The following is a 22,072-nucleotide window of genomic DNA, read 5'->3' as shown; positions in this document are numbered from 1 at the left end:
AGGGAAGAATCTTAAAAAAACATGGTATTTATTCAAATAAATAAGTCGGGTTGACAATAAGAAAAAAACCACCAATTTGGTGGTTTTTTTAGGTTGCTTAATCAGTTTCTTTTAATTGGTTCCACTTTTAGTTTCAGTATTGTTCTTTACATGGTCTTCCAGCCATTTATCTTGTTCCCATAGCATGTGCAGGATGGATTCTTTGGCAGCATAACCATGACTTTCTTTAGGCAGCATTACCAATCTTACAGGGGCTCCCAATCCTTTTAAAGCATTAAAATAACGTTCACTTTGCAACGGATAGGTTCCAGAGTTGTTATCGGCTTCGCCATGAATTAAAAGTAAAGGGGTTTTCATGGTGTCTGCATGCATAAAAGGCGACATGTTGTAATAAATTTCTGGCGCTTCCCAATAATTGCGCTCCTCACTTTGAAAACCAAAAGGGGTTAAGGTTCTGTTATAAGCGCCACTTCTGGCAATTCCTGCAGCAAACAGGTTGGAGTGGGATAATAAATTGGCTGTCATAAATGCACCATAACTATGACCACCAACGGCTACTTTATGCCTGTCTATATATCCCAAAGCATCTACAGCGTCAATGGCAGCTTTTGCATTGGCAACCAATTGCTCTATGAAGGTGTCGTTAGGTTCTTCGTCTCCTTCACCAACTATGGGAAAAGAAGCATCGTCCAAAACCACATAACCTCTGGTTACCCAATATATGGGAGAACCATACCAAGGATAGGTAAACTCATTGGAACTTTTGGTGTTTTGTCCAGCACTGCTTTTGTCCTTAAATTCTTGAGGATAAGCCCACATAATCATGGGATACTTTTTGCCTGCTTCATAATCTGTAGGCAAATAAAGTGTTCCGGTTAATTCCAGACCATCTGCACGATTGTATTTTATCACTTCTTTTTGAACATCTTGAATGCTTTTGAACGGATTTTCGAACTGGGTTAATGGTTGTAAGCCTATGCGTTTTTTTATGTTTCTTATATAATAGTTTGGAAATTGGTTTTTTGATTCAATCCTAACCACATACTCACCTTGTTTGGCATTTAAGGCCATGGTAATGTCTTCAACTTGATCTGTTAATTTTGAATGATACAGTCTGTTGGTTTGTAGGGTTTCCAGATTAATCTCATCTATAAAAGGAAATTTTCCAGCGTCGCTATAACCATCACCTATAAGATATGCGTTATTGTTATCCAGTTCCAAAACATACTCATCAAACTCATTTTTGGTACTTACAAAATTCCCAGGATTGTTGTAAACATCTTGATAATTCCTATCGAAAACTATTTTTGGTTCTTGTTTGTTGTTGGATGGATTAAAGAGATAGGTTCTGGTGTTTCTGGTGTTCCACCAATAATCATGTGCTAAAGCCGTATTGTCATTTCCCCATTGAATATATCTAAAACGGTCTTTGGTTTTTAAAAGTGATGTTATTTTACCTGTAAAGGGCGCGTCCTGCATAAATACTTCATCTCTAAAAGGGACTTCGTTCTCTGGGTCTCCACCATCCAGGGCTTCCGTCCAAACTAAGGTTGCTGGTTTGTCGTTTCGCCAGTTTACATCTCTTTTTCCTGTACGCTCTGCCATAAACCCTTTTGGCAAATCTTCAATTAAAGGAACTTCTAAGAAGGTGTTTACAAAGTCGCCATTGGCTTTGTAAATAGTGGTAGTTGAAGGAAACCTGTAATAAGGGACCAAATAAGAAAAAGGTCTGTTAATGGTAGTGACCATTACATAATTGCCGTCTGGTGAAAAAGATACATCGCGATACATGTCGCTTTTTTTCCAAAGACTAGAAGAGCCATCCATGTTTATTTTGTGGAGTTCTGCTTGGGTTAAAAGTTCAAAATTGTATTCATCATTTTTGTTTTTAAGCAAATCCTGATAGGTTCTGTTCTGTGCTTCTACACCAGCTTCACTTACAGAAACTGTTGGGCCTGTAGGAATGGCTTCTGTTGTATCTATTAAATCCTTTCTATTTTCTGGAAGCGTGGTCACTAAAAGCGAATTGCTGTCTTTATACCAAGTAAAAGGCCTTCCCATATTGGCATTTAAATTGGCCTGGCTTAGTTTTTTGGCTTTGGCATTTTCAATGTCCAATACCCAAAGCTCAACCCCTGAAGTTACCGTATTGGTAAAGGCCATATACTCTTGATTTGGCGACCAAGAAAAGTTTGCAAAACGACCGTTTTCAGGCAAACCATTAACGTCTTGTATGTTGCCATCTTGGCCAACCCTTACTTTTAAATTTATAAAGTATCTGGTTCTGCTGCCTATATTGGTCACAGGATTGATACGCAAACCTCCTAAACGCATCTCGGTTTCAGAAAGTTCCTCAATGCTTTTAAAATTGCTCCTGTACAGAAAAACAATGTTTTTTCCTTTACTGTCTATTTGAATGCTTGGAGCTAGAGGCGCTTCGGCCAATTCTAAAATGCTTTGTGGTGGTTTTTGATAGCTAAGGTTTTCTTGTCCGAAACTTAAGGTAGTCACAAACAAAAACAAATAAAATAAAGATGTTTTCATATTGATGTATGTTTTTGGTTTTTAAAGCTACTAAAACTTCGGTATGTAATTATTAAAAACGTGTTAAAAATGACGGTTTTTTAAGAATGTCATATTTAAAATCAATTATTATGCGAATACTACTTTTAATGATTAAATTGCAAACCTGATTAAACGACTAAATTGCTTATTTATGTATAATTCAAAAATTATTGGTTTAGGAAAGTATGTTCCTGATAATGTGGTGACTAATGATGACTTGTCCAAAATGATGGACACTAGTGATGCATGGATTCAAGAACGTACTGGTATCCAGGAAAGACGTTGGGTAAAGCCAGGCTCTGGAGATACCACCTCTGTAATGGGAGTAAAAGCTGCCAAAATAGCTATAGAACGTTCAGGTATAGATAAAGATGATATTGACTTTATTATTTTCGCAACCTTAAGTCCGGATTATTATTTTCCTGGACCTGGTGTTTTTGTCCAAAAAGAACTGGACATCAAAACGGTTGGCGCACTGGATGTGCGAAACCAATGCTCTGGCTTTGTGTACGCCTTGTCTGTAGCAGATAATTTCATTAAAACAGGCATGTATAAAAATGTGTTGGTGATTGGTAGTGAATTGCATTCCCATGGCTTGGATAAAACCGATAGAGGCAGAGGCGTTTCGGTTATTTTTGGAGATGGTGCAGGAGCAGCTGTTTTAACAAGGGAAGAAAGCCATACCAAAGGTATTTTGTCCACGCATTTACATTCGCAAGGAGAATATGCCGAAGAATTGGTGGTAAAAGCTCCTGGCATGGGAACACGTTGGGTAACAGATATTTTAGCTGAAAACAACCCGGAAGACGAGAGTTATTTTCCTTATATGAACGGACAGTTTGTATTTAAAAATGCCGTAGTGCGTTTTAGTGAAGTGATTCATGAAGGGTTGGAAAAAAATAGCTTGGAAGTCAGCGATATTGATATGTTAATTCCACATCAAGCCAATTTAAGAATTTCTCAATTTATTCAAAATAAGTTTAAACTCTCAGATGACCAAGTGTTTAATAACATTCAAAAATATGGAAATACCACTGCAGCTTCCATTCCTATTGCTTTAACAGAAGCTTGGGAAGCTGGAAAAATAAAGGAAGGCAACACTGTGGTTCTTGCTGCTTTTGGTAGTGGTTTTACTTGGGGAAGTGTTATTATTAAATGGTAATAGGTTCCAGCACAGACAGATATTCCCAAACCAAAGAAAGGGAATATTTAAAAGTTTGTTTTTAATACTTAATGAAAGCAACCAAATTATAATGGCATATGCAGTATCTGGAAAACGGAAGAAGTTATTACAGACTAATGCCTAAGCTTTAATCCAACAAAAAACCCGAAACAAACTTGTTTCGGGTTTTTCACTACTAACCAATTTTAACTAACACTAACCATAAAAAGTTTTTTATAGTAAGATTACTTAAAAACTTATCACTTATTATTATAGACGTATAAAAGGCCATTTTATTTCATGGGAATCTGTTTTTAACTATCATTTAACAATTTTACATCAAAAACCCAAAGCAAAAAGCTTTGGGTTTTCTCCATTTAATAGCCAGACTTAACACTAACCATCAACTATTATGTAGGCTATCAAATATATTGTTGTATTATTTTAAGACAACATATTTTGTGTTTAATTAATAGACGCTTAAATTTGAGATATGTTACTTTTTTTAACAACACTTAACAGACTTTAACAGATGAATAGAAAAACATTGGTTCTTGGAGCTTCCTTAAATCCTAGCAGATATTCTCACATAGCAATGAATCGTTTAAAACAAGCTGGACATGAGGTCGTGGCCATAGGTTTAAAACAAGGGCTTGTTCAAGGAGTAAACATAAACACAGATTTGATGACTTTTAAGGACATAGATACGGTTACACTTTATTTAAATCCTAAAAACCAGGTACCTTATTACGATTATATTTTATCCCTAAAACCAAAACGTGTGATTTTTAATCCAGGTACCGAAAACCCAGAGTTTTATAATATTTTAAAAATGAACAACATTGATTTTGAAGTGGCCTGCACTTTAGTGCTGCTTTCTACGAATCAGTATTAACCCTAAAAAGGTTAATAACCCATTTAAAATTAAAATAAAGAAGCCAAATTCAAAACCAAACCATTTTGAACTGTTCACACTTATTATATAAGATAGAACAGGCGAAAGAATAGCGATTACTGGAACTAGCTTGTCTTTTACTTGCCATTTTGTAAACAAACCAAAAGCATAAAGTCCAAGTAAAGGTCCATAGGTATAACCTGCAAAAACAAAGAGTTTTGCAATAACACTTTCATCTTTTATAAGGTATTTAAAGGAAACAATCACAAGAATTAAAACAATGGAAAAAAGCACATGGATCTGCTTTCGTTTGGCTATTTGTGCTTCAGGTCCCAGTTTCTTTTCAATATCTAAAATATCAATGCTAAAAGAAGTTGTTAAAGCTGTTAAAGCACTATCGGCACTACTGTAAGCAGCTGCAATCAATCCTATAAGGAAAAATACAAACACACCAATGCCCAGATGGTTTTTAGCCAAAATAGGGAACAAATCGTCTTTGTGGGCATCAATACCGTTTTGTGCTGCATAAACCGTTAGTAGCAAACCCAAACATAAAAAGATGAAATTCACAACGGTTAAAACAATGGTAAACCAAAACATGTTTTTCTGGGCATCTTTCAGCGTTTTACAGGTCAGGTTTTTTTGCATCATATCTTGGTCCAGGCCAGTCATTACTATGGCAATAAATGCTCCAGAGATAAATTGCTTCCAAAAGTAATTACTGGATTTAAAATCGTCGAAAAAGAAGGTTTTAGACAAGTCGCTATCCAAGATAAAACCTAAAATGTTGCCACTATCCAAGCCCAATTCACCACTTACAAAATAAATGGTAACACCTACTGCAATAAGCATAAAAAGAGTTTGTAAGGTATCTGTCCATACAATGGTTTTTATTCCAGACTTAAAGGTGTACAACCATATCAATAAAACGGTAATTATAACGGTTTGCCAGAAAGCGATACCTATGTCATCAAACAAGATTACCTGTAATACATTGGCAACCAAAAAGAGTCTAAAACTGGCTCCAACCACTCTTGAGATCAAGAAAAATGAAGCTCCAGTTTTATAGGAATAATTTCCAAATCGTTCTTCCAAATATGTGTAAATGGAGGTAAGGTTAAGTTTGTAATACAAAGGGAGTAACACTGTTCCTATAACCAGATAACCCACAATATAGCCCAAAACCACTTGCATGTAACTAAATTGAGAAGCCTCTATCCAGCCAGGTACAGAGATAAATGTCACTCCGGAAAGCGAGGCGCCAATCATCCCAAAAGCCACTACAAACCAAGGCGATTGTTTGTTTCCTTTAAAAAAGGCATCATTTCCAGATGTCTTTCCAGTGAAATAGGAAATTAAAATAAGCACTCCAAAGTAGGATAAAATAAGTAATATTATTTGAGTAGCATTCATAAGAAAGAGGTTTCTGGTGTTCAAATTACACGTATTATCTGGCAAAATCCAAATTTTTATTACGCAAGAAGTGGCAATTAAAAAGAATGTTATAAAATTAGTGTAATTTCATACGAAGTAGTAAATTCGCAGCTATGGAATTTTCGTCTAAACTTTTGGAAAAAGCAGTACAGGAAATGTCGCAGTTGCCAGGAATAGGTAAGCGAACAGCGTTACGGCTCATGCTGCATTTGTTAAGGCAACCTGAAAATCAAACCCTTGAGTTGGCCAAAGCATTAAAAGCCATGAGAACCGACATAAAATTCTGTAAAAGTTGTAACAATATTAGCGATCAGGACATTTGCGAAATCTGTGCCAATCCTCACAGAACCCACGAAATCATTTGTGTGGTAGAAGACATTCGCGATGTTATGGCTATAGAAAACACCAGCTCCTTTAAGGGATTGTACCATGTGTTGGGTGGGAAAATTTCCCCTATGGATGGTATAGGGCCTAACGATTTAAACATTCAGCCTTTAGTGGAAAAAGTAAAACAGGGAACCGTTAAGGAACTTATTTTTGCCTTGGGTTCCACCATGGAAGGAGATACCACCAATTTCTATATTTATAAACAAATTCAGGATTATCATGTAACAACTTCAACCATAGCTCGAGGGATTTCGGTTGGAAACGAATTGGAGTATACAGACGAAATTACCCTTGGACGAAGCATTATCAATCGCATTCCTTTTGAAGCATCCTTAAAATCCTGATTATATACTGTTGAAATTATCCGTTATCATATTAAACTATAATGTGCGCTATTTTTTAGAGCTTTGTCTAAGAAGCGTAGAAGCTGCCATTGCCAATTTGGATGCAGAAATTATTGTGGTGGACAATAATTCCCAAGATGATAGCTGCCAGATGGTCAAACAGCTATTTCCCAAGGTGAAGCTTATTGAAAATAAATCCAATGATGGGTTTTCTAAAGGGAATAACTTAGGGATTAAACAGGCACAAGGGGAATATCTATGCATCTTAAACCCAGACACCATTGTTGCCGAAGACACTTTTGAGATATTGTTGAAATTTGCCGATACCAAGCCAAATCTAGGTCTTTTAGGCTGTAAGTTAATAGATGGTAAAGGTGAATTTCTTCCTGAAAGCAAACGTAACATCCCAACCCCAATGGTTTCCATTAAAAAGCTATTGGGTTATTCAAAACCGTATTATGCCCATCATTTGGGACCAGACCAAACAGGAAAAATAGCCATGTTGGTTGGTGCTTTTATGATAGTAAAAAAGAACATATACCTGGAAGTTGGAGGCTTGGATGAAGATTATTTTATGTATGGCGAAGACATAGATCTGTCTTATAAAGTGTTAAAGGCTGGATATCAAAACTATTACCATCCTGCCACCACAGTTATACATTTTAAAGGCGAAAGCACCTTAAAGGATAAAGCCTATGCCAAACGTTTTAATGGAGCCATGCAATTGTTTTTTGAAAAACATTACAAGCCCAATTGGTTGTTTAACCTGTTAATTTGGATTGGTATTAAAGTAGTGTCCATTTTTTATCCAAAAGGCGAAGAGTCTACCAGTCGTGTAAAAGAATATGTTTTAATTTCCAACAAGGAAAACCCTCAACTACAAAAGGTTTTGCCTAAAAACATGGAAACACAAGCTCATCTTGCTAACTACGTTCCCAATGTTGAATATATTCTGGATATGGAGTATTTAGGATATAAAAAAGCGATAGAATTGGTTTCTAAAAACAACATAAAACATCCAAGTACTTTTAAATTTATACTTAAAAACTCTCAGGTTGTATTGGGTAGCAATAGTTCTAAAAGTCGTGGTGAAGTCATTCAGCTAAAAAATAATTAATTAAAGAAACTGTAATAGATTCAATGATTTTTCATTAATTTTGCAGTCATAATTTAAAAAAATACAGTTCCATTACAGATATGGCAAAATTTGAATTAAAACTCCCAAAAATGGGGGAAAGTGTTGCAGAAGCAACCATTACTTCTTGGTTAAAGGAAGTTGGTGATACCATTGAAGCAGACGAAGCAGTTTTAGAAATTGCAACAGATAAAGTAGATAGCGAAGTGCCTAGTGAAGTTGAAGGTGTTTTGGTTGAAAAACTTTTCAATGTGGACGATGTGGTTCAAGTAGGTCAAGTAATTGCAATTATTGAAACTGAAGGGCAAGGCTCTGCAGAAACAGCTGCTCCAAAAGCAGAAAGCAAACCAGACGCAGTCGCAGATCAAGCAGCTGTGGCTCAAGTAGCGCAAACGGTTGAAACAGCCAAAGAAACCGTAACAGCCATTAGTTCTTCGGAAGAGAGGTTTTATTCTCCTTTAGTTAAAAATATTGCCAAAAAAGAAGGCATCTCCCAAGCGGAATTAGATGCCATTTCAGGTACTGGCAAAGATGGTCGTGTTACCAAAAACGACATTTTAGCACATTTAGAGTCTAGAAGCTCTGCTCCACAGCCTAAAAAAGCACCGGAAGCTCCAAAAGCTGCTCCTGCCAAAACAGAAAAAACAGCTCCTGTTGTGGCTAGTGGTGACGACGAAATTATAGAAATGACCAGAATGGGTAAAATCATTGCGCATCACATGGTAGAATCGGTTCAAACCTCTGCTCACGTGCAAAGCTTTATAGAAGCCGACGTGACCAAGATTTGGAACTGGAGAAAGAAAGTGAAAGATGCTTTTGCAAAACGTGAAGGCGAAAACCTAACCTTTACACCAATTTTCATGGAAGCCGTAGCAAAAGCCTTACGCGATTTTCCAATGATGAATATTTCCGTTCAGGGAGACACCATTATAAAGAAGAAACACATTAATCTTGGTATGGCTGCTGCTTTGGGAGATGGCAACCTGATTGTTCCGGTTATAAAAGATGCCGATCAGCTTAATTTGGTAGGTATGACCAAAAAAGTTAACGATCTAGCCAATAGAGCCAGATTAAACCAGTTAAAACCAGACGATATTCAAGGAGGAACTTATACAGTTACCAATGTTGGAACCTTTGGTAGTATTATGGGAACGCCAATTATCAACCAACCACAAGTTGGTATTTTGGCCCTTGGAGCCATTAGAAAAGTACCTGCAGTTGTTGAAACTCCTGAAGGCGATTTTATTGGTATCCGTTACAAAATGTTCTTATCCCATTCTTACGACCACAGAGTTGTAAATGGTGCTCTTGGAGGCCAATTTGTAAAAGCTGTTAAAGACTATTTAGAAGGCTGGGATTCCAATAGGGAGATATAAAACGGTTATTCCAAGTTGTCACACTGAGCTTGTCGAAGTGTTGTCTAAGAGTCTTATATAATATAGAAAAGCACCATTTTAGGATGGTGCTTTTTTGTTTTAATAATAGTATTGTCTTAAGGTTAATTCAAAGCCCAAACCATTGCTTTTTTTTTGGTAGCCCTAAAAATGGTACTGTGCTTTTCGTTAGGCTCATCTTGGTAGGTCCAGGTCATATTTTCGGGAGCTTCAGCTTCTAAAATCTTGGCGAGCTTTTGCGTGTGTTTGGAAATATCTTCTGCACCAGAACCTGCAAACCATAATTTTTTCTCATCAGAAGGGAAAACGGCTAAATGGTTGTTGGCTTCTTTAACCAAATTGAAATTGTTCCACCAAAGAGATGGATCCATGGCTATATAAAAATTAAAAGCTTCAGGCGCTATCAAAAAGGTTTCCATAACAAACAGTCCTGCTAGAGATTCTCCAATAATCCCTTTTTTGTTTGTAGTTCTATAAGTGTTGTTGATTTTGGGCATCAACTCATCGGTTATAAATCCACGGAAATTCTTGGCACCATCAGTTAGTGGACAGTATTGCGCATCGGCTTCAACTTCTGAAAAACCGGTTAAGTCCCTCCCTCTTTCCGTGTTTTCAATACCAACAAGAATATAAGGTGGAATATTTTTTTCTTCTATAAGCTTTGCAAGGGTATTTGCAATATGTGGAAAATCTTCTTTGATGCCACCATCTGGCATATATAAAACTGGAAACGAATCGCTACCATTTTTATAAGTAGGAGGTAGCCAAACATTAATTACTCTAGTTTCATCAACCAGACTGGATGCTATTGTGAAATTGTCGTGTTCTGGAATGGGATCGTTATTCTGTGGCTTGTTTTTACAGCTTATGAGTAAGATTGAGAGTAATGCTAAAGAGAATGTTTTTTTCATTTTCTATTTAAAAGAGTGATTGTTCTGTAATTATTCTTGGTCAACTTTTACGCCTTGGTTTCGCTATTTGCAATAATGATTGGCTTTGACTGGTTTTAATAAGAACGAAGGTCGCTTAATTATCCAATAAAGCCAAATTTCGGCAATTAGTTTTAGTTGATAGGTAGCCATTTTTATTTATTCTAAGTATCTTTGCACAAATTTTAAAACACATGCAACTCAATCTTACAAAACCCATCTGTTTTTTCGATTTGGAAACCACGGGAGTTAATATTACCAACGACCGAATTGTGGAAATTTCCATCTTAAAAGTCTATCCAGATGGCAAAGAAGAACGCTATACACGATTGGTAAACCCTACCATTCCCATTCCTCCAGAAGTGACAAAAGTCCATGGGATTTCAGATAAGGATGTGGCAGACAAACCCACTTTCAAGGAGCTGGCAAAGGAAATACACAACCTGATAAAGGATTCAGATTTGGGTGGTTTTAACTCCAACAGGTTCGATATCCCACTTTTAGCTGAAGAAATGCTGCGCGCAGACATCGATTTTGACATGAAAAACAGAATGTCCATTGATGTGCAAACCATTTTCCATAAAATGGAACAAAGAACCTTAGTGGCTGCCTATAAATTTTATTGCGATAAAAACCTGGAAGATGCCCATAGCGCAGAGGCAGATACTTTGGCCACTTATGAAGTTTTAAAAGCCCAAGTAGCCAAGTATGACGAGTTGGAAAACAATACCAAGTTTTTAGCAGAGTTTAGCTCTAGAAAAAAGTTTGCAGATTTTGCCGGATTTTTAATCTATAACAAAGAAGGGGAAGAATGTTTCTCTTTTGGAAAACACAAAGGCAAACGTGTTGTGGATATTTTAGAGACCGAACCTGGTTATTTTGGTTGGTTACTGAATGCCGATTTCCCACTTTACACTAAAAAAGTGCTCACTTCAATTAAATTAAGGGACCTTAACAACAAATTAGATTAGTTTGTCATTCCTGCGAAGGCAGGAATCCATAAAGCAAGAAATTAATAATAAAAAAGAGATTCCTGCCTTCGCAGGAATGACAGAAATATGAAGCTCATTTGCATTGGAAGAAATTATACAGACCATATCAAGGAGTTGGATAACGAAAAACCAACAGATCCTGTGGTGTTTTTAAAACCAGATACAGCTGTTTTATTAAAGAAACAGCCTTTTTTTATACCAGATTTTACCAACGATGTACATCATGAAGTGGAAGTTTTGGTAAAAATCAGTAAAGTGGGAAAGTATATTGATAAAAAATTTGCCCACAAATACTATAACGAAATAGGGCTGGGAATAGACTTTACAGCTAGGGATTTACAGGCAAAACTTAAAGAAAAAGGATTGCCATGGGAAAAAGCCAAAGCCTTTGATGGGGCAGCAGTTGTAGGCAATTGGATGGCTATAGAAGAAATCAAGGACATAAATAACCTGTCTTTTTCCTTAGAAAAAAACGGACAAGTGGTACAAGCTGGAAATACCAGCCACATGCTCTGGAAAATAGATGAATTGATAGAATATATCTCAAAATATTTTACTTTAAAGATTGGAGATATTATCTTTACAGGAACTCCAGCAGGAGTTGGAAGTGTATCTGCTAACGATAAATTAGAGGGATTTATAGAAAGCAAACAAATGTTTTCAATAAAAGTAAAATAACATGGAAAAACACTACAAATTATTTAGGGTACGCGAATTGGCAGATAACGACGAAGAATTTATTGCTACATTGGCAGCCGCATTTTTAGAAGAAGTTCCCGAAGATGCAGATCGTTTAAAAGAAGCCGTTTCAAACAAGGATTATTACACTGCGTATCAAGCTGCGCACAAAATGAAACCCACTGTGGATTTATTTGAACTGGGTGTGCTTCAAGATTTAATTGAAGTTCAAGACTGGGGAAAATTTGAAAAAACAGGTATGGATATCTCTGGGAAACTGGAAATTGTATTAACGGCTATAGAAAACGCTTCCAAAGAATTAAAAGCAGACTTTAATCTGTAATGCAGGCAGAAATCATTACCATAGGAGACGAAATCCTTATTGGTCAAATTGTAGATACCAATTCGGCCTATATAAGTAAGGTTTTGAACAATAAAGGTATTTCGGTATACCAAATCACTTCTGTGCAGGATGATAAAGCCCATATTTTAAAATCTTTAAAAGAAGCTGAAGAGAATGCCGATATCATCATCATCACTGGAGGTTTAGGGCCAACAAAAGATGATATTACCAAAAAAACCATTGCAGCGTATTTTAATGATACCTTGGTGCAAAACAAAGCTGTTTTAAAAAACATAGAACACCTTTGGGAACATTACATCAAACAACCTTTGGCACAAGTAAATATCGATCAGGCACTTGTGCCCTCAAAAGCACAAGTGTTGATGAACGTGAATGGAAGTGCCCCAGGCATGTGGATAGAACATAACGGAAAAGTGTTTATTTCGCTACCTGGTGTTCCTTTTGAAATGAAAGCCCTAATGGAAAACCAGGTCATTCCCAAATTAAGGGAAACCTATCAGTTTCCATATATCAAGCATACCACTTTGTTAACCTATGGTTTGGGCGAGAGTTCCTTGGCTGCAAGAATTGAAACGTGGGAAGACCAGTTACCTGCTTTTATGAAACTGGCGTATTTGCCAGGCTTGGGAAGGGTTAGGCTGCGTTTGTCTGCAAAGCACATGGACAAAGCCTTGGTGGAGTCCAGCATGCAAGAACAAATAGACCTGCTCTTGCCACAGATAAAGGATGTGTTTGTGGGCTTTGAATCAGACGATTCCATAGAAGCCATTCTTGCTAACCAGCTTACACATTTGGGGAAAACCGTTGCCACTGCAGAAAGTTGTACAGGAGGGAAAATAGCAGAATCCTTTACTAAAATTCCAGGAGCATCAAAATATTTTAAAGGTTCAGTGGTAAGTTATGCCACACAAGCCAAAATAGATGTTTTAAAAGTGCCGGAATCACTAATTAAGGAACATTCGGTTGTGAGTGCGCCAGTGGCTGAGGCCATGGCCAAACAGGTTTTGGATTTGTTTAAATCGGATTACGCCATAGCAACAACAGGAAATGCTGGCCCAGACAAAGGGGATTCGGTAGCTGAAGTGGGAACCGTTTTTATAGCTATTGCTACAAAAGACAGGGTTTTTTCAGAAGAATTCCATTTGGGGAATCATCGAACCAAAGTTATTAGGAAAGCTGTAAACAAAGCTTTTGAAATGCTTCAAAAAGAAATTTTAAAAAAGTAACAATTTTAGTTTGTTGATATTGTAAAGTTTTACTAAATTTGCAGCCTGTTTAAAAACATCTCAAAAGATTTTTTGAAAAACAGGAACAAATAACAATATTTAAAGTTAGAAGAAATGTCAAGAGTTTGTGAACTTACTGGAAAGAAAGCGATGGTTGGAAACAACGTGTCTCACGCAATGAACAAAACAAAGCGTAAATTTGATGCAAATCTTATTAAAAAGCGTTTTTATCTTCCAGAAGAAGATAAGTGGGTAACTTTAAAAGTTTCAACTGCAGCATTAAAAACAATCAATAAAATTGGTATTGCAGCTGCAATTAAAGAAGCTAAATCTAAAGGGTTTTATAAATAATAGCCTCAATTAAAAGTTAAGAAAATGGCAAAGAAAGGTAACAGAATACAAGTAATTTTAGAATGCACAGAGCATAAAGAGTCTGGACAACCAGGAACTTCTAGATATATTACTACCAAGAATAAAAAGAACACGCCAGATAGAATGGAAATTAAAAAATTCAATCCTATCTTAAAGAGAATGACTGTTCACAAAGAAATTAAATAATTAGAGGTTTTTAGAAATAAAAACGTCAAATAATATAAATTAGAAAACTTATTTTAAGTTTTAAAAAGCATAAAACATGGCAAAGAAATCAGTTGCATCGTTACAAACAGGATCTAAAAGATTAACAAAAGCTATAAAAATGGTGAAATCTCCTAAAACAGGAGCTTACATGTTTGTTGAATCAATTATGTCACCTGAACAAGTAAACGAGTGGTTATCTAAACAATAATCCTGCTTGTTATACAATTTTTTAAGCTGCTTTCTATTTTAGAGAGCAGCTTTTATTTTATATTTACACCACTAAAGAATGACAATTGTTCAGCCAAGCAATTAAGGCAAGGCTTTTGTTTTAAGAAACGTAATTGAATTGACATAACATGAGTTTTTTTAAAAAAATATTTTCTTCTGAAAAAAAAGAAACACTGGATAAAGGATTGGAGAAATCCAAAACCAATTTCTTCAATAAGTTAAGCAAGGCTGTTGCCGGAAAATCCAAAGTAGACGACGAGGTTCTGGATAATCTGGAGGAAATCCTTGTAACCAGTGATGTTGGTGTAAACACAACCCTAAAAATTATTGAAAGAATAGAAGCTCGTGTGCAACAGGACAAATATCTGGGAACCGATGAGCTAAATAAAATCCTACGTGAGGAAATAGCTGGCTTATTAAGTGAAACCAATTCTGGGGAAGATACCGAGTATACCATTCCCAAATTGCCTGACTCTGCAGGTGGAGGTAAAACACCTTATGTGTTAATGGTTGTTGGAGTAAATGGGGTAGGAAAAACAACCACCATTGGTAAGTTGGCTTATCAATTTAAAAAACAAGGTTTGCATGTGGTTTTAGGTGCAGCAGATACCTTTAGGGCTGCAGCCATAGATCAATTGCAGGTTTGGGCAGATCGCGTAGATGTGCCTATGGTAAAACAAGCCATGGGTAGCGATCCAGCTTCTGTAGCATTTGATGCTGTGCAATCTGGCGTTAAACAACAGGCAGATGTGATAATTATTGATACGGCTGGACGTTTGCACAACAAGGTAAACCTCATGAATGAGCTAACCAAAGTAAAACGTGTCATGCAAAAAGTAGTACCCGATGCACCTCATGATGTCCTATTGGTATTAGATGGTTCTACAGGGCAAAACGCCTTTGAACAGGCTAAACAGTTTACTGCAGCTACTGAAGTTACCTCACTTGCCGTGACCAAATTGGATGGCACAGCCAAAGGTGGTGTCGTGATTGGTATTAGCGATCAGTTTCAAATTCCTGTGAAATATATTGGAGTAGGGGAAGGCATCGAAGATCTTCAAGTATTCAACAAATACGAGTTTGTGGATTCGTTTTTTAAATAAAAATGTTATATATATTGAATTTACTGTTTTACGTATTCAGCATAGAAACCGGGATATTCGATGTTTAAATCAATGTTGTATAATATTATTAAATCGCCATTTGGTTTGATTTCGGCATAATTACCATACATCATATTAGCATAAGCACCTTGAAATAATTGTTGCTCTGGAACTTCAATCTCACCACAAGAGTTTCTAAAATTAAAACCTTGATCTGTATCTGGAGAAAATGAACCTCTAGGCCATAGGCCAGTTGTTTCTGTTTTATAATAATTAGGAGAAACTAAAACAATAGTTTCAATTCCATGATCATAAGAAAATCCGTCATCTCTAGTAACAGTAACATGATAGGATCCAGCTAAATCTTGAGAAGCTGTAGTTACAACCAAGGGATCAGAAGACGCACTAAAACCATCTATACCACAATAGGCTTTAACATATATATCATAGGTGGTTCCTGCTTCAAGATATGTATCAATTGTTGTAAAATTATCTGTTGCATTTAAAACTCTTCCAGTGCCCAAACTAAAACCTGTTATGCCGTATTCAATTTTGAAATCCGATTCTCCATTTGAATCCCAATTTAAAGAAATACTACATATATCAACAGAATCTACATTTAGGGAAGTTGGTTTCTGGCATGCTGTTTCTGTAATAAATATGACAGGACCTATGACATCGCTAAAATTTGTGTCACTACATTTTGTTGTCAGATAAACATCATAGGAAGTGTCTTGTGCAAGATCAGTTAATTCGTAACCTAATCCAGAAGTCGAAATAGTATTTCCTTGTCCTTGGGTAAATCCAGAAACTCCATATTCAATTTCATAAGAAACAGCATTATTTGCAGTCCAATTTAGTGTTGCGGAATTGACTGTAATTGAATTGATTGATATATTAGCTGGAGAAGCACAGGTAATTTGATCATTAGTATCATCTGAGTTATCATTTGAACAACTAAATACAAATAATGTTATGGAAAGTAGGATGAAAAATTTTTTCATAATAAATTTTGTGAGGTATTTTGACAGCTAATATAAAATTTTAATGTCTTATTAAAGGTTTCGTCATTCAAAAAATATTTAGTGTTATTAACTCTAAAAAGAAGCTTATCTTTGCAGCCTGTAAAAAAACGAAATAGTATTCAAACACCCGTTATTTTCGGGAAAAGCTTATGAGAACAAAATCGCTTAAAAAGAATAAAATCAATGTGGTAACCCTTGGCTGTAGTAAAAATGTGTACGATAGCGAAGTGTTAATGGGACAACTAAAAGCCAGTGGCAAAGAGGTTGCACATGAAGAGGAAGGAAACATTGTGGTAATTAATACCTGTGGTTTTATCAATAATGCCAAGGAAGAAAGTATCAATACCATTCTGGATTTTATGCAGAAAAAGGAAGATGGCGAGGTTGATAAGGTTTTTGTTACAGGTTGTTTAAGTGAACGTTACAAACCAGACTTACAGAAAGAAATCCCTAATGTGGATCAGTATTTTGGAACTACGGAACTGCCAGGCTTATTAAAAGCCTTGGGTGCAGACTATAAACATGAACTTATTGGAGAACGATTAACCACCACACCAAAAAACTATGCTTATTTAAAAATTGCTGAAGGTTGCGACAGACCTTGTAGCTTTTGTGCCATTCCTATCATGCGTGGCAAACATAAATCCACTCCAATAGAAACACTGGTTATTGAAGCTGAAAAATTGGCAGCCAAAGGCGTTAAGGAATTAATTCTTATTGCCCAGGATTTAACCTATTATGGACTGGATTTATATAAGAAACGAAATCTAGCAGAACTTCTTGAAAACCTTGTGAAAGTGGAAGGCATCGAGTGGATTCGTTTGCATTATGCCTTTCCTACAGGATTCCCTATGGATGTGTTGGAGGTGATGAAACGTGAGCCAAAAATTTGTAACTATCTGGATATTCCGTTGCAGCATATATCAGATGATATTCTTAAAAGCATGCGTCGTGGTACTACCAAAGAAAAAACAACCAAACTCTTAAAAGCATTTAGGGAGGCTGTTCCAGAAATGACCATTCGTACCACACTTATTGTTGGTTATCCAGGAGAAACCGAAGAAAATTTTCAAGAATTAAAACAATGGGTTTCAAATATGCGTTTTGAGCGTTTGGGCTGCTTTACCTACAGTCATGAAGAAAATACCCATGCCTACAATTTGGAAGACAATGTGCCAGAAGACATAAAACAGGATCGTGCCAACCAAATCATGGAAATTCAATCACAAATTTCCTGGGAATTGAACCAAGCTAAAATCGGACAAACCTTAAAAGTGGTTATCGACAGAAAAGAAGGCAATTATTTTGTGGGAAGAACCGAGTTCGATTCTCCAGATGTGGATAACGAAGTACTTATAGATGCCTCAAAAACCTATTTAAAAACTGGTGAATTTACAACTGTAACAATTACTGATGCAACCGATTTCGACCTATATGGAGAGGTTGCTGTTATTAACTAAGTCTCATCTTCTATTTCAAGGCGAAGCAAAGAATCTGTATAATAGAATGGATTCTGTTTGTTGCTGGAATGGGATTATTTAACCTCGAAAAATCCAACTTTGCGCTTATTCATACACCAACAAATCTCCAGGCTGGCAATCCAAAGCTTCACAAATAGCTTCCAATGTGCTAAACCTGATGGCTTTGGCTTTTCCGGTTTTAAGGATGGATAAATTGGCTAAGGTCAATCCCACTTTTTCTGAAAGCTCATTCAGCGACATTTTTCGCTTGGCCATCATCACATCTAAATTTACAGTTATGGCCATGGTTTATACAGTTAAATCGTTTTCGGTTTGTAGTTCAACCCCTTTGGAGAAAATAAGGGCAATGATATAAATTATAGCTGCCATTATAATAAATGCTTGGCTGTCTGCCCAAAACTTGTTAAGCATATCTATTTGGTAGCCATGATGCTGAAGGTATTTGGCGGTTTGTCTGGCTATATAACTTAAAATTCCAATAGCAAAGGTATTATAGCTAATTTGTAAAATCTGTTTGGAAACAAAAAGATTAAAGGGTTTCAATAAATCAATTTTGGTAACCAGTACTATTACCAAATAAAATAGATAGGCTTTTAGAATTGCAATAAGCAACACAAAACCATACATCCCAAAAAAAGTCCATTTGTTAAGGACATAGAGCTTACTTAAATCTAATTTTTGATATAAGTTGGGAATAAATTCAGGCTTGAAAAGACTAAAGAAAAAATTAACAACCAAGCCTCCAGCTTCTATGCATAGACCAACAAAAATGATCCAGGATATAATCTTAAGACCAATAAATACAAAGTTATTTGTTTTGGACATCTTTACATGTTTTAGAATTACACAACAAATATCAATAAAAATTTATTGAAAAACAATAAATATTTATTGAAATATTTAATTTTAACCTAAAGTCATCTCCATGCGTTTAAATTATAAACATAGATACCATTAGGTTCGGCCTAGCAACTTTTAAGTTATTTTTAAGACAAGAAACCGTATCTTTACTTTTTTAAAACTGCAAAGCGTCACTATGCCAACAGACTGTATTCCTTTTAAAGACACCAATTATTTTTCAAGTTTAATTTGTGATTATTTAGATAATAAAGATTTTCTAAAACCCTTTTATAACAGGTTCCCTAATGTGGGGAATTTTAAATCTCAAATCGAGGAAAAAAGGAAGTCTGTACAAGGGCAATCAAGAACGGCATTGGTATCTAGTTTGAAAAATCAGTATCAACATATAAATATCTCATCCCAGACGCTTCAAAACATAGAAGCCTTGAAAGATGAAAATACCTTCACCATTACTACAGGTCATCAGCTAAATTTATTTACGGGACCTTTGTACTTTTTTTATAAGATTATAGCTACCATCAACCTGTGTAAAGAGCTAAAAGAAACTTATCCAGAGCTTCATTTTGTACCCATTTATTGGATGGCTACAGAGGATCATGATTTTGAGGAAATTAATTTTTTCAATCTTAATGAAAAAAAAATAAGTTGGAATAGAGAAGCATCTGGTGCTGTTGGGGAATTGGATTTAAAAGGCTTGGAGCAAGTATCTGAATTGTTTTCTTCCTATTTAAACAGTGGTAAAAATGCAGAACGTTTAAATAATTGGTTTCGTGAAACTTATACCAAACACAACAATTTAACCGAAGCTACCAGATATTTGGTAAATGAATTTTTTGCCGAAACAGGCTTGGTGATACTTGATGGAAACGACGCTGGATTAAAACGCTTGTTTATTCCTTATCTAAAAGAGGAATTAATCAATCAAACTGCTTTCAAAAAGGTATCTGAAACTTCCAAACAACTTAACAACTTAACACCAAACTATAAAATACAGGTCAATCCACGGGAAATCAATCTCTTCTATTTAAAAGATAACCTAAGGGAACGTATTGTTTTTGAAGATGAGGTTTATAAAGTATTGAACACAGACATCACTTGGAGCGAGAGTGAGATTCTACAACATCTTAATAAAGCACCGGAAAGGTTTAGCCCAAATGTTATTTTAAGGCCTTTGTACCAAGAAGTCGTCCTTCCAAACCTCTGTTATATTGGAGGAGGAGGGGAATTGGCTTACTGGCTTCAATTAAAATCCAATTTTGAAGCACAGCAAGTCCCTTTTCCTATGTTATTGCTTCGCAATTCGGCCTTATTGATTTCAGCAAAACAGCAGAAGAAACTTAAAAAACTAGACCTTGAGATAGCCGATTTGTTTTTAAAGCAGGACGACTTAATTGAAAAGGTAACCAGAAAACACTCTGAAATCAACATCGATTTTTCAGAACAAAAAACCTTTTTAAAAAAGCAATTTAAAGCATTGTATGCCATAGCCAAAAAATCCGATAAATCTTTTTTGGGAGCCGTTTCAGCTCAGGAGAGAAAACAAATTAAAGGTCTGGAAAACCTGGAAAAAAGATTGCTTAAAGCCCAAAAGCGACAATTAAAGGAAATTTTAGATCGCGTTGTGGCTCTTCAAAACGAATTGTTCCCAAATCACAGCCTTCAAGAACGTCAAGCCAATTTTTCTGAGTTTTATTTGGAATATGGAGACCAATTTATTCAGCAGTTAATGTTAAATTTGCAACCTCTAAAACAGCAATTTTTAATATTAAACTTAGAGTGAATCCATGCACAAAATAGATATAGACCTGATAGAAATGACTTTGGATGTAATGAAATATGCCATTGGCAGAATTTCTGCTACAGAGCATCCTATAGGAAAACCTAAAAAATACGAAGAACTTAAAGAACTTGTAGGCGAAACTGTAACCAAAAAAGGTGTTGGTGGCGAATATGCATTCAATTTATGGAAAGAATACCTGTCTAAAGCCAATGTGCCTGTAGACCACCCAAGAAACTTGGCCTTTGTGCCAGCTTCCCCAACGCGTGCAGCCATTATGTTCGATTTGGTAACCTCTGCCTCAAGCATTCATGGTGCATATTGGATGGAAGGTGCTGGTGGTATTTTTTGTGAAAACGAAGCCATGAAATGGATTGTGTCCTTAACAGGTTTGCCAGAAGGTGCTTTTGGGGTTTTTACCAGTGGAGGAACAGCTGCCAACTTATCAGCAATTGTTACAGCCAGGGAACATTGGCGGGAAGACGAAACTTATAAAAGGGAGAAAGGCTTAATCATTACATCTATTGGAGCGCACTCTTCAATTAAAGCCATGGCAAAAGTGGCAGATGTGGACATTCTTTTGGTAGATTCTGAAGAACGGTTAACTGGAGCCGATCTGCGAAAAACCATAGATAACCTAAACTTTCACCAACGCAAAAGACTTTTTGCAGTTGTGGCAACTGGAGGCACAACCAATGCTGGAATCATTGACGATTTAGAAGGTATTGCCGATATTTGTGAAAAGGAAAACATTTGGTTCCATGTGGATGCAGCTTATGGTGGAGGCGCTTTGGCAGCCGATTCCGTAAGACATTTATTTAACGGTATTGAACGTGCAGATAGTATCACCATAGATCCTCATAAATGGATGTTTTCACCTTACGATTGTGGCGCAGTTATATACAAAAAACCAGAACTGGCCAAAAATGCACATTCGCAACAAGGTTCTTATCTGGATATTTTTAAGGACGAAGGCGCACATGGATTCAATCCTACCGATTATCAAATTCAATTAACGCGTCGTGTACGTGGATTGCCTTTGTGGTTTTCTTTGGCTACCCATGGAACGGACAGATACAAACAATCTGTGGAAAGAGGGATTGAGTTGGCACAAATAGCTGGCAAAATGATAGAGGAAAACCCTCATGTGGAATTGGTAAGGGAACCAAGCTTATCCTGTGTGCTTTATAGGAGAAAAGGATGGAAACCCGAGGATTATACCCATTGGACCTACGAAAATCATAAAAAAGGCTTTGCCCTGGTAACACCAACCAAATGGAAAAATGGAGATACCTATGAAACGGTTTCACGTTTTTGTTTTATCAATCCAGATACCACTGAAGAAGATATTCGGTTGATTTTGGAAACCATGAATTAAGCATTGTTTTAAATTATTGAATGTATGGCATGCTGAAAACAAGTTCGGCAATACGTAGAAAAGATACAAGTCATAAAGCATACTTAAATTCGTGGCAAAAAAGTATAAATCATAAATAGCTATTCAAAAATCAAT

The 22,072-nt window shown here is 36.2% G+C and carries 22 protein-coding genes; 16 read left to right on the top strand and 6 right to left on the bottom strand.

The genetic code is table 11. From position 1 onward, the window contains the following. Positions 1-111: 111 nt before the first annotated feature. Positions 112-2,544 carry a prolyl oligopeptidase family serine peptidase gene (locus AACY93_RS03495; RefSeq protein ID WP_007648506.1) on the bottom strand — a complete coding sequence of 811 codons (2,433 nt, stop codon included), beginning with the start codon at positions 2,542-2,544 and terminating at the stop codon, positions 112-114. A gap of 172 nt (positions 2,545-2,716) precedes the next feature. On the opposite strand from AACY93_RS03495, the gene AACY93_RS03490 reads away from it, so the two are divergent. Together AACY93_RS03490 and AACY93_RS03485 are read left to right on the top strand one after the other, a co-directional pair. Then, on the top strand, positions 2,717-3,727 hold the full coding sequence (locus AACY93_RS03490) for a beta-ketoacyl-ACP synthase III (protein WP_007648507.1): 1,011 nt from the start codon (positions 2,717-2,719) through the stop codon (positions 3,725-3,727). 532 nt (positions 3,728-4,259) lie between these two features. Continuing rightward, positions 4,260-4,622 (top strand): CoA-binding protein, encoded by a 363-nt coding sequence (locus AACY93_RS03485; RefSeq protein ID WP_007648508.1) that lies wholly within the window; start codon positions 4,260-4,262, stop codon positions 4,620-4,622. On the opposite strand, the gene AACY93_RS03480 is transcribed toward AACY93_RS03485, so the two are convergent. After that, positions 4,593-6,035 (bottom strand): sodium:solute symporter, encoded by a 1,443-nt coding sequence (locus tag AACY93_RS03480; RefSeq protein ID WP_007648509.1) that lies wholly within the window; start codon positions 6,033-6,035, stop codon positions 4,593-4,595. The two genes, AACY93_RS03485 and AACY93_RS03480, sit on opposite strands and share 30 nt — an antisense overlap. Positions 6,036-6,169: 134 nt before the next feature. On the opposite strand from AACY93_RS03480, the gene recR reads away from it, so the two are divergent. The 3 genes from recR (at position 6,170) to AACY93_RS03465 (ending at position 9,298) form a co-directional block, all read left to right on the top strand. Next, entirely contained in the window at positions 6,170-6,787 is a 618-nt protein-coding gene (recR, locus tag AACY93_RS03475) for a recombination mediator RecR (RefSeq protein WP_287005564.1), read from the top strand. Positions 6,788-6,797: 10 nt separating this feature from the next. Continuing rightward, on the top strand, positions 6,798-7,904 hold the full coding sequence (locus tag AACY93_RS03470; protein WP_287005562.1) for a glycosyltransferase family 2 protein: 1,107 nt from the start codon (positions 6,798-6,800) through the stop codon (positions 7,902-7,904). A gap of 80 nt (positions 7,905-7,984) precedes the next feature. After that, entirely contained in the window at positions 7,985-9,298 is a 1,314-nt protein-coding gene (locus tag AACY93_RS03465; protein ID WP_287005560.1) for a dihydrolipoamide acetyltransferase family protein, read from the top strand. A gap of 122 nt (positions 9,299-9,420) precedes the next feature. On the opposite strand, the gene AACY93_RS03460 is transcribed toward AACY93_RS03465, so the two are convergent. Next, complete coding sequence (locus AACY93_RS03460; RefSeq protein ID WP_287005559.1) at positions 9,421-10,227, bottom strand: alpha/beta hydrolase-fold protein; 807 nt, start codon at positions 10,225-10,227, stop codon at positions 9,421-9,423. Between the two features lie 212 nt (positions 10,228-10,439). On the opposite strand from AACY93_RS03460, the gene AACY93_RS03455 reads away from it, so the two are divergent. The 8 genes from AACY93_RS03455 (at position 10,440) to ftsY (ending at position 15,415) form a co-directional block, all read left to right on the top strand. Further along, positions 10,440-11,216: a 3'-5' exonuclease gene (locus tag AACY93_RS03455; RefSeq protein WP_287005558.1), complete on the top strand. Its 777-nt coding sequence runs from the start codon at positions 10,440-10,442 to the stop codon at positions 11,214-11,216. Positions 11,217-11,303: 87 nt separating this feature from the next. Next, entirely contained in the window at positions 11,304-11,915 is a 612-nt protein-coding gene (locus AACY93_RS03450) for a fumarylacetoacetate hydrolase family protein (protein ID WP_287005557.1), read from the top strand. A 1-nt stretch (position 11,916) separates the two neighbouring features. Continuing rightward, the gene (locus AACY93_RS03445) at positions 11,917-12,258 is read left to right on the top strand and encodes a hypothetical protein (protein ID WP_007648522.1); all 342 of its coding nucleotides are present in this window, start codon (positions 11,917-11,919) and stop codon (positions 12,256-12,258) included. Further along, positions 12,258-13,505 carry a competence/damage-inducible protein A gene (locus tag AACY93_RS03440; protein WP_286854422.1) on the top strand — a complete coding sequence of 416 codons (1,248 nt, stop codon included), beginning with the start codon at positions 12,258-12,260 and terminating at the stop codon, positions 13,503-13,505. The genes AACY93_RS03445 and AACY93_RS03440 overlap by 1 nt, the downstream gene beginning before the upstream one ends. A gap of 114 nt (positions 13,506-13,619) precedes the next feature. Beyond that, positions 13,620-13,856, top strand: coding sequence for a 50S ribosomal protein L28 (gene rpmB, locus AACY93_RS03435; protein WP_040491586.1), 237 nt, complete (start codon positions 13,620-13,622; stop codon positions 13,854-13,856). A 24-nt stretch (positions 13,857-13,880) separates the two neighbouring features. Further along, positions 13,881-14,063, top strand: coding sequence for a 50S ribosomal protein L33 (gene rpmG / locus AACY93_RS03430; protein ID WP_007648529.1), 183 nt, complete (start codon positions 13,881-13,883; stop codon positions 14,061-14,063). A gap of 76 nt (positions 14,064-14,139) precedes the next feature. Next, complete coding sequence (locus AACY93_RS03425; protein ID WP_007648531.1) at positions 14,140-14,292, top strand: DUF4295 domain-containing protein; 153 nt, start codon at positions 14,140-14,142, stop codon at positions 14,290-14,292. A 148-nt stretch (positions 14,293-14,440) separates the two neighbouring features. Further along, a complete protein-coding gene (gene ftsY / locus AACY93_RS03420; protein WP_007648538.1) occupies positions 14,441-15,415 on the top strand; it encodes a signal recognition particle-docking protein FtsY in 975 nt (324 codons plus the stop codon). A 20-nt stretch (positions 15,416-15,435) separates the two neighbouring features. Here the strand turns inward: ftsY and AACY93_RS03415 are convergent, their stop codons facing one another. Beyond that, positions 15,436-16,419 carry a fibronectin type III domain-containing protein gene (locus AACY93_RS03415; RefSeq protein WP_007648539.1) on the bottom strand — a complete coding sequence of 328 codons (984 nt, stop codon included), beginning with the start codon at positions 16,417-16,419 and terminating at the stop codon, positions 15,436-15,438. 170 nt (positions 16,420-16,589) lie between these two features. Here AACY93_RS03415 and rimO point away from each other — a divergent pair, with 170 nt between their 5' ends. Continuing rightward, positions 16,590-17,900, top strand: a complete 1,311-nt coding sequence (gene rimO / locus AACY93_RS03410; RefSeq protein WP_287005554.1) for a 30S ribosomal protein S12 methylthiotransferase RimO — start codon at positions 16,590-16,592, stop codon at positions 17,898-17,900. Positions 17,901-18,005: 105 nt separating this feature from the next. On the opposite strand, the gene AACY93_RS03405 is transcribed toward rimO, so the two are convergent. Next, positions 18,006-18,206 (bottom strand): helix-turn-helix transcriptional regulator, encoded by a 201-nt coding sequence (locus AACY93_RS03405; protein WP_007648541.1) that lies wholly within the window; start codon positions 18,204-18,206, stop codon positions 18,006-18,008. Between the two features lie 3 nt (positions 18,207-18,209). After that, positions 18,210-18,746: a DUF2975 domain-containing protein gene (locus AACY93_RS03400; RefSeq protein ID WP_286854419.1), complete on the bottom strand. Its 537-nt coding sequence runs from the start codon at positions 18,744-18,746 to the stop codon at positions 18,210-18,212. 211 nt (positions 18,747-18,957) lie between these two features. Here AACY93_RS03400 and bshC point away from each other — a divergent pair, with 211 nt between their 5' ends. Then, entirely contained in the window at positions 18,958-20,562 is a 1,605-nt protein-coding gene (gene bshC / locus AACY93_RS03395; protein WP_286854418.1) for a bacillithiol biosynthesis cysteine-adding enzyme BshC, read from the top strand. A gap of 4 nt (positions 20,563-20,566) precedes the next feature. After that, positions 20,567-21,937 carry an aminotransferase class V-fold PLP-dependent enzyme gene (locus tag AACY93_RS03390; protein WP_286854417.1) on the top strand — a complete coding sequence of 457 codons (1,371 nt, stop codon included), beginning with the start codon at positions 20,567-20,569 and terminating at the stop codon, positions 21,935-21,937. Positions 21,938-22,072: the final 135 nt, after the last annotated feature.

The sequence above is a fragment of the uncultured Xanthomarina sp. genome (genome assembly GCF_963971605.1).
Lineage (GTDB): Bacteria > Bacteroidota > Bacteroidia > Flavobacteriales > Flavobacteriaceae > Xanthomarina > Xanthomarina gelatinilytica.
Note: the sequence above shows the minus strand (reverse complement) of the source record. Positions and strands in the feature narration are given on the sequence as shown.

What these genes read in the sequence shown, in the direction of transcription:
- AACY93_RS03495 (WP_007648506.1), bottom strand. Translation starts at nt 2,544, where the DNA reads ATGAAAACATCTTTATTTTATTTGTTTTTGTTTGTGACTACCTTAAGT.
- AACY93_RS03465 (WP_287005560.1), top strand. Translation starts at nt 7,985, where the DNA reads ATGGCAAAATTTGAATTAAAACTCCCAAAAATGGGGGAAAGTGTTGCA.
- rpmB (WP_040491586.1), top strand. Translation starts at nt 13,620, where the DNA reads ATGTCAAGAGTTTGTGAACTTACTGGAAAGAAAGCGATGGTTGGAAAC.
- AACY93_RS03400 (WP_286854419.1), bottom strand. Translation starts at nt 18,746, where the DNA reads ATGTCCAAAACAAATAACTTTGTATTTATTGGTCTTAAGATTATATCC.
- ftsY (WP_007648538.1), top strand. Translation starts at nt 14,441, where the DNA reads ATGAGTTTTTTTAAAAAAATATTTTCTTCTGAAAAAAAAGAAACACTG.
- rimO (WP_287005554.1), top strand. Translation starts at nt 16,590, where the DNA reads ATGAGAACAAAATCGCTTAAAAAGAATAAAATCAATGTGGTAACCCTT.
- AACY93_RS03490 (WP_007648507.1), top strand. Translation starts at nt 2,717, where the DNA reads ATGTATAATTCAAAAATTATTGGTTTAGGAAAGTATGTTCCTGATAAT.
- bshC (WP_286854418.1), top strand. Translation starts at nt 18,958, where the DNA reads ATGCCAACAGACTGTATTCCTTTTAAAGACACCAATTATTTTTCAAGT.
- AACY93_RS03450 (WP_287005557.1), top strand. Translation starts at nt 11,304, where the DNA reads ATGAAGCTCATTTGCATTGGAAGAAATTATACAGACCATATCAAGGAG.
- AACY93_RS03390 (WP_286854417.1), top strand. Translation starts at nt 20,567, where the DNA reads ATGCACAAAATAGATATAGACCTGATAGAAATGACTTTGGATGTAATG.
- AACY93_RS03440 (WP_286854422.1), top strand. Translation starts at nt 12,258, where the DNA reads ATGCAGGCAGAAATCATTACCATAGGAGACGAAATCCTTATTGGTCAA.
- AACY93_RS03415 (WP_007648539.1), bottom strand. Translation starts at nt 16,419, where the DNA reads ATGAAAAAATTTTTCATCCTACTTTCCATAACATTATTTGTATTTAGT.
- recR (WP_287005564.1), top strand. Translation starts at nt 6,170, where the DNA reads ATGGAATTTTCGTCTAAACTTTTGGAAAAAGCAGTACAGGAAATGTCG.
- AACY93_RS03455 (WP_287005558.1), top strand. Translation starts at nt 10,440, where the DNA reads ATGCAACTCAATCTTACAAAACCCATCTGTTTTTTCGATTTGGAAACC.
- AACY93_RS03405 (WP_007648541.1), bottom strand. Translation starts at nt 18,206, where the DNA reads ATGGCCATAACTGTAAATTTAGATGTGATGATGGCCAAGCGAAAAATG.
- AACY93_RS03425 (WP_007648531.1), top strand. Translation starts at nt 14,140, where the DNA reads ATGGCAAAGAAATCAGTTGCATCGTTACAAACAGGATCTAAAAGATTA.
- AACY93_RS03445 (WP_007648522.1), top strand. Translation starts at nt 11,917, where the DNA reads ATGGAAAAACACTACAAATTATTTAGGGTACGCGAATTGGCAGATAAC.
- rpmG (WP_007648529.1), top strand. Translation starts at nt 13,881, where the DNA reads ATGGCAAAGAAAGGTAACAGAATACAAGTAATTTTAGAATGCACAGAG.
- AACY93_RS03480 (WP_007648509.1), bottom strand. Translation starts at nt 6,035, where the DNA reads ATGAATGCTACTCAAATAATATTACTTATTTTATCCTACTTTGGAGTG.
- AACY93_RS03485 (WP_007648508.1), top strand. Translation starts at nt 4,260, where the DNA reads ATGAATAGAAAAACATTGGTTCTTGGAGCTTCCTTAAATCCTAGCAGA.
- AACY93_RS03460 (WP_287005559.1), bottom strand. Translation starts at nt 10,227, where the DNA reads ATGAAAAAAACATTCTCTTTAGCATTACTCTCAATCTTACTCATAAGC.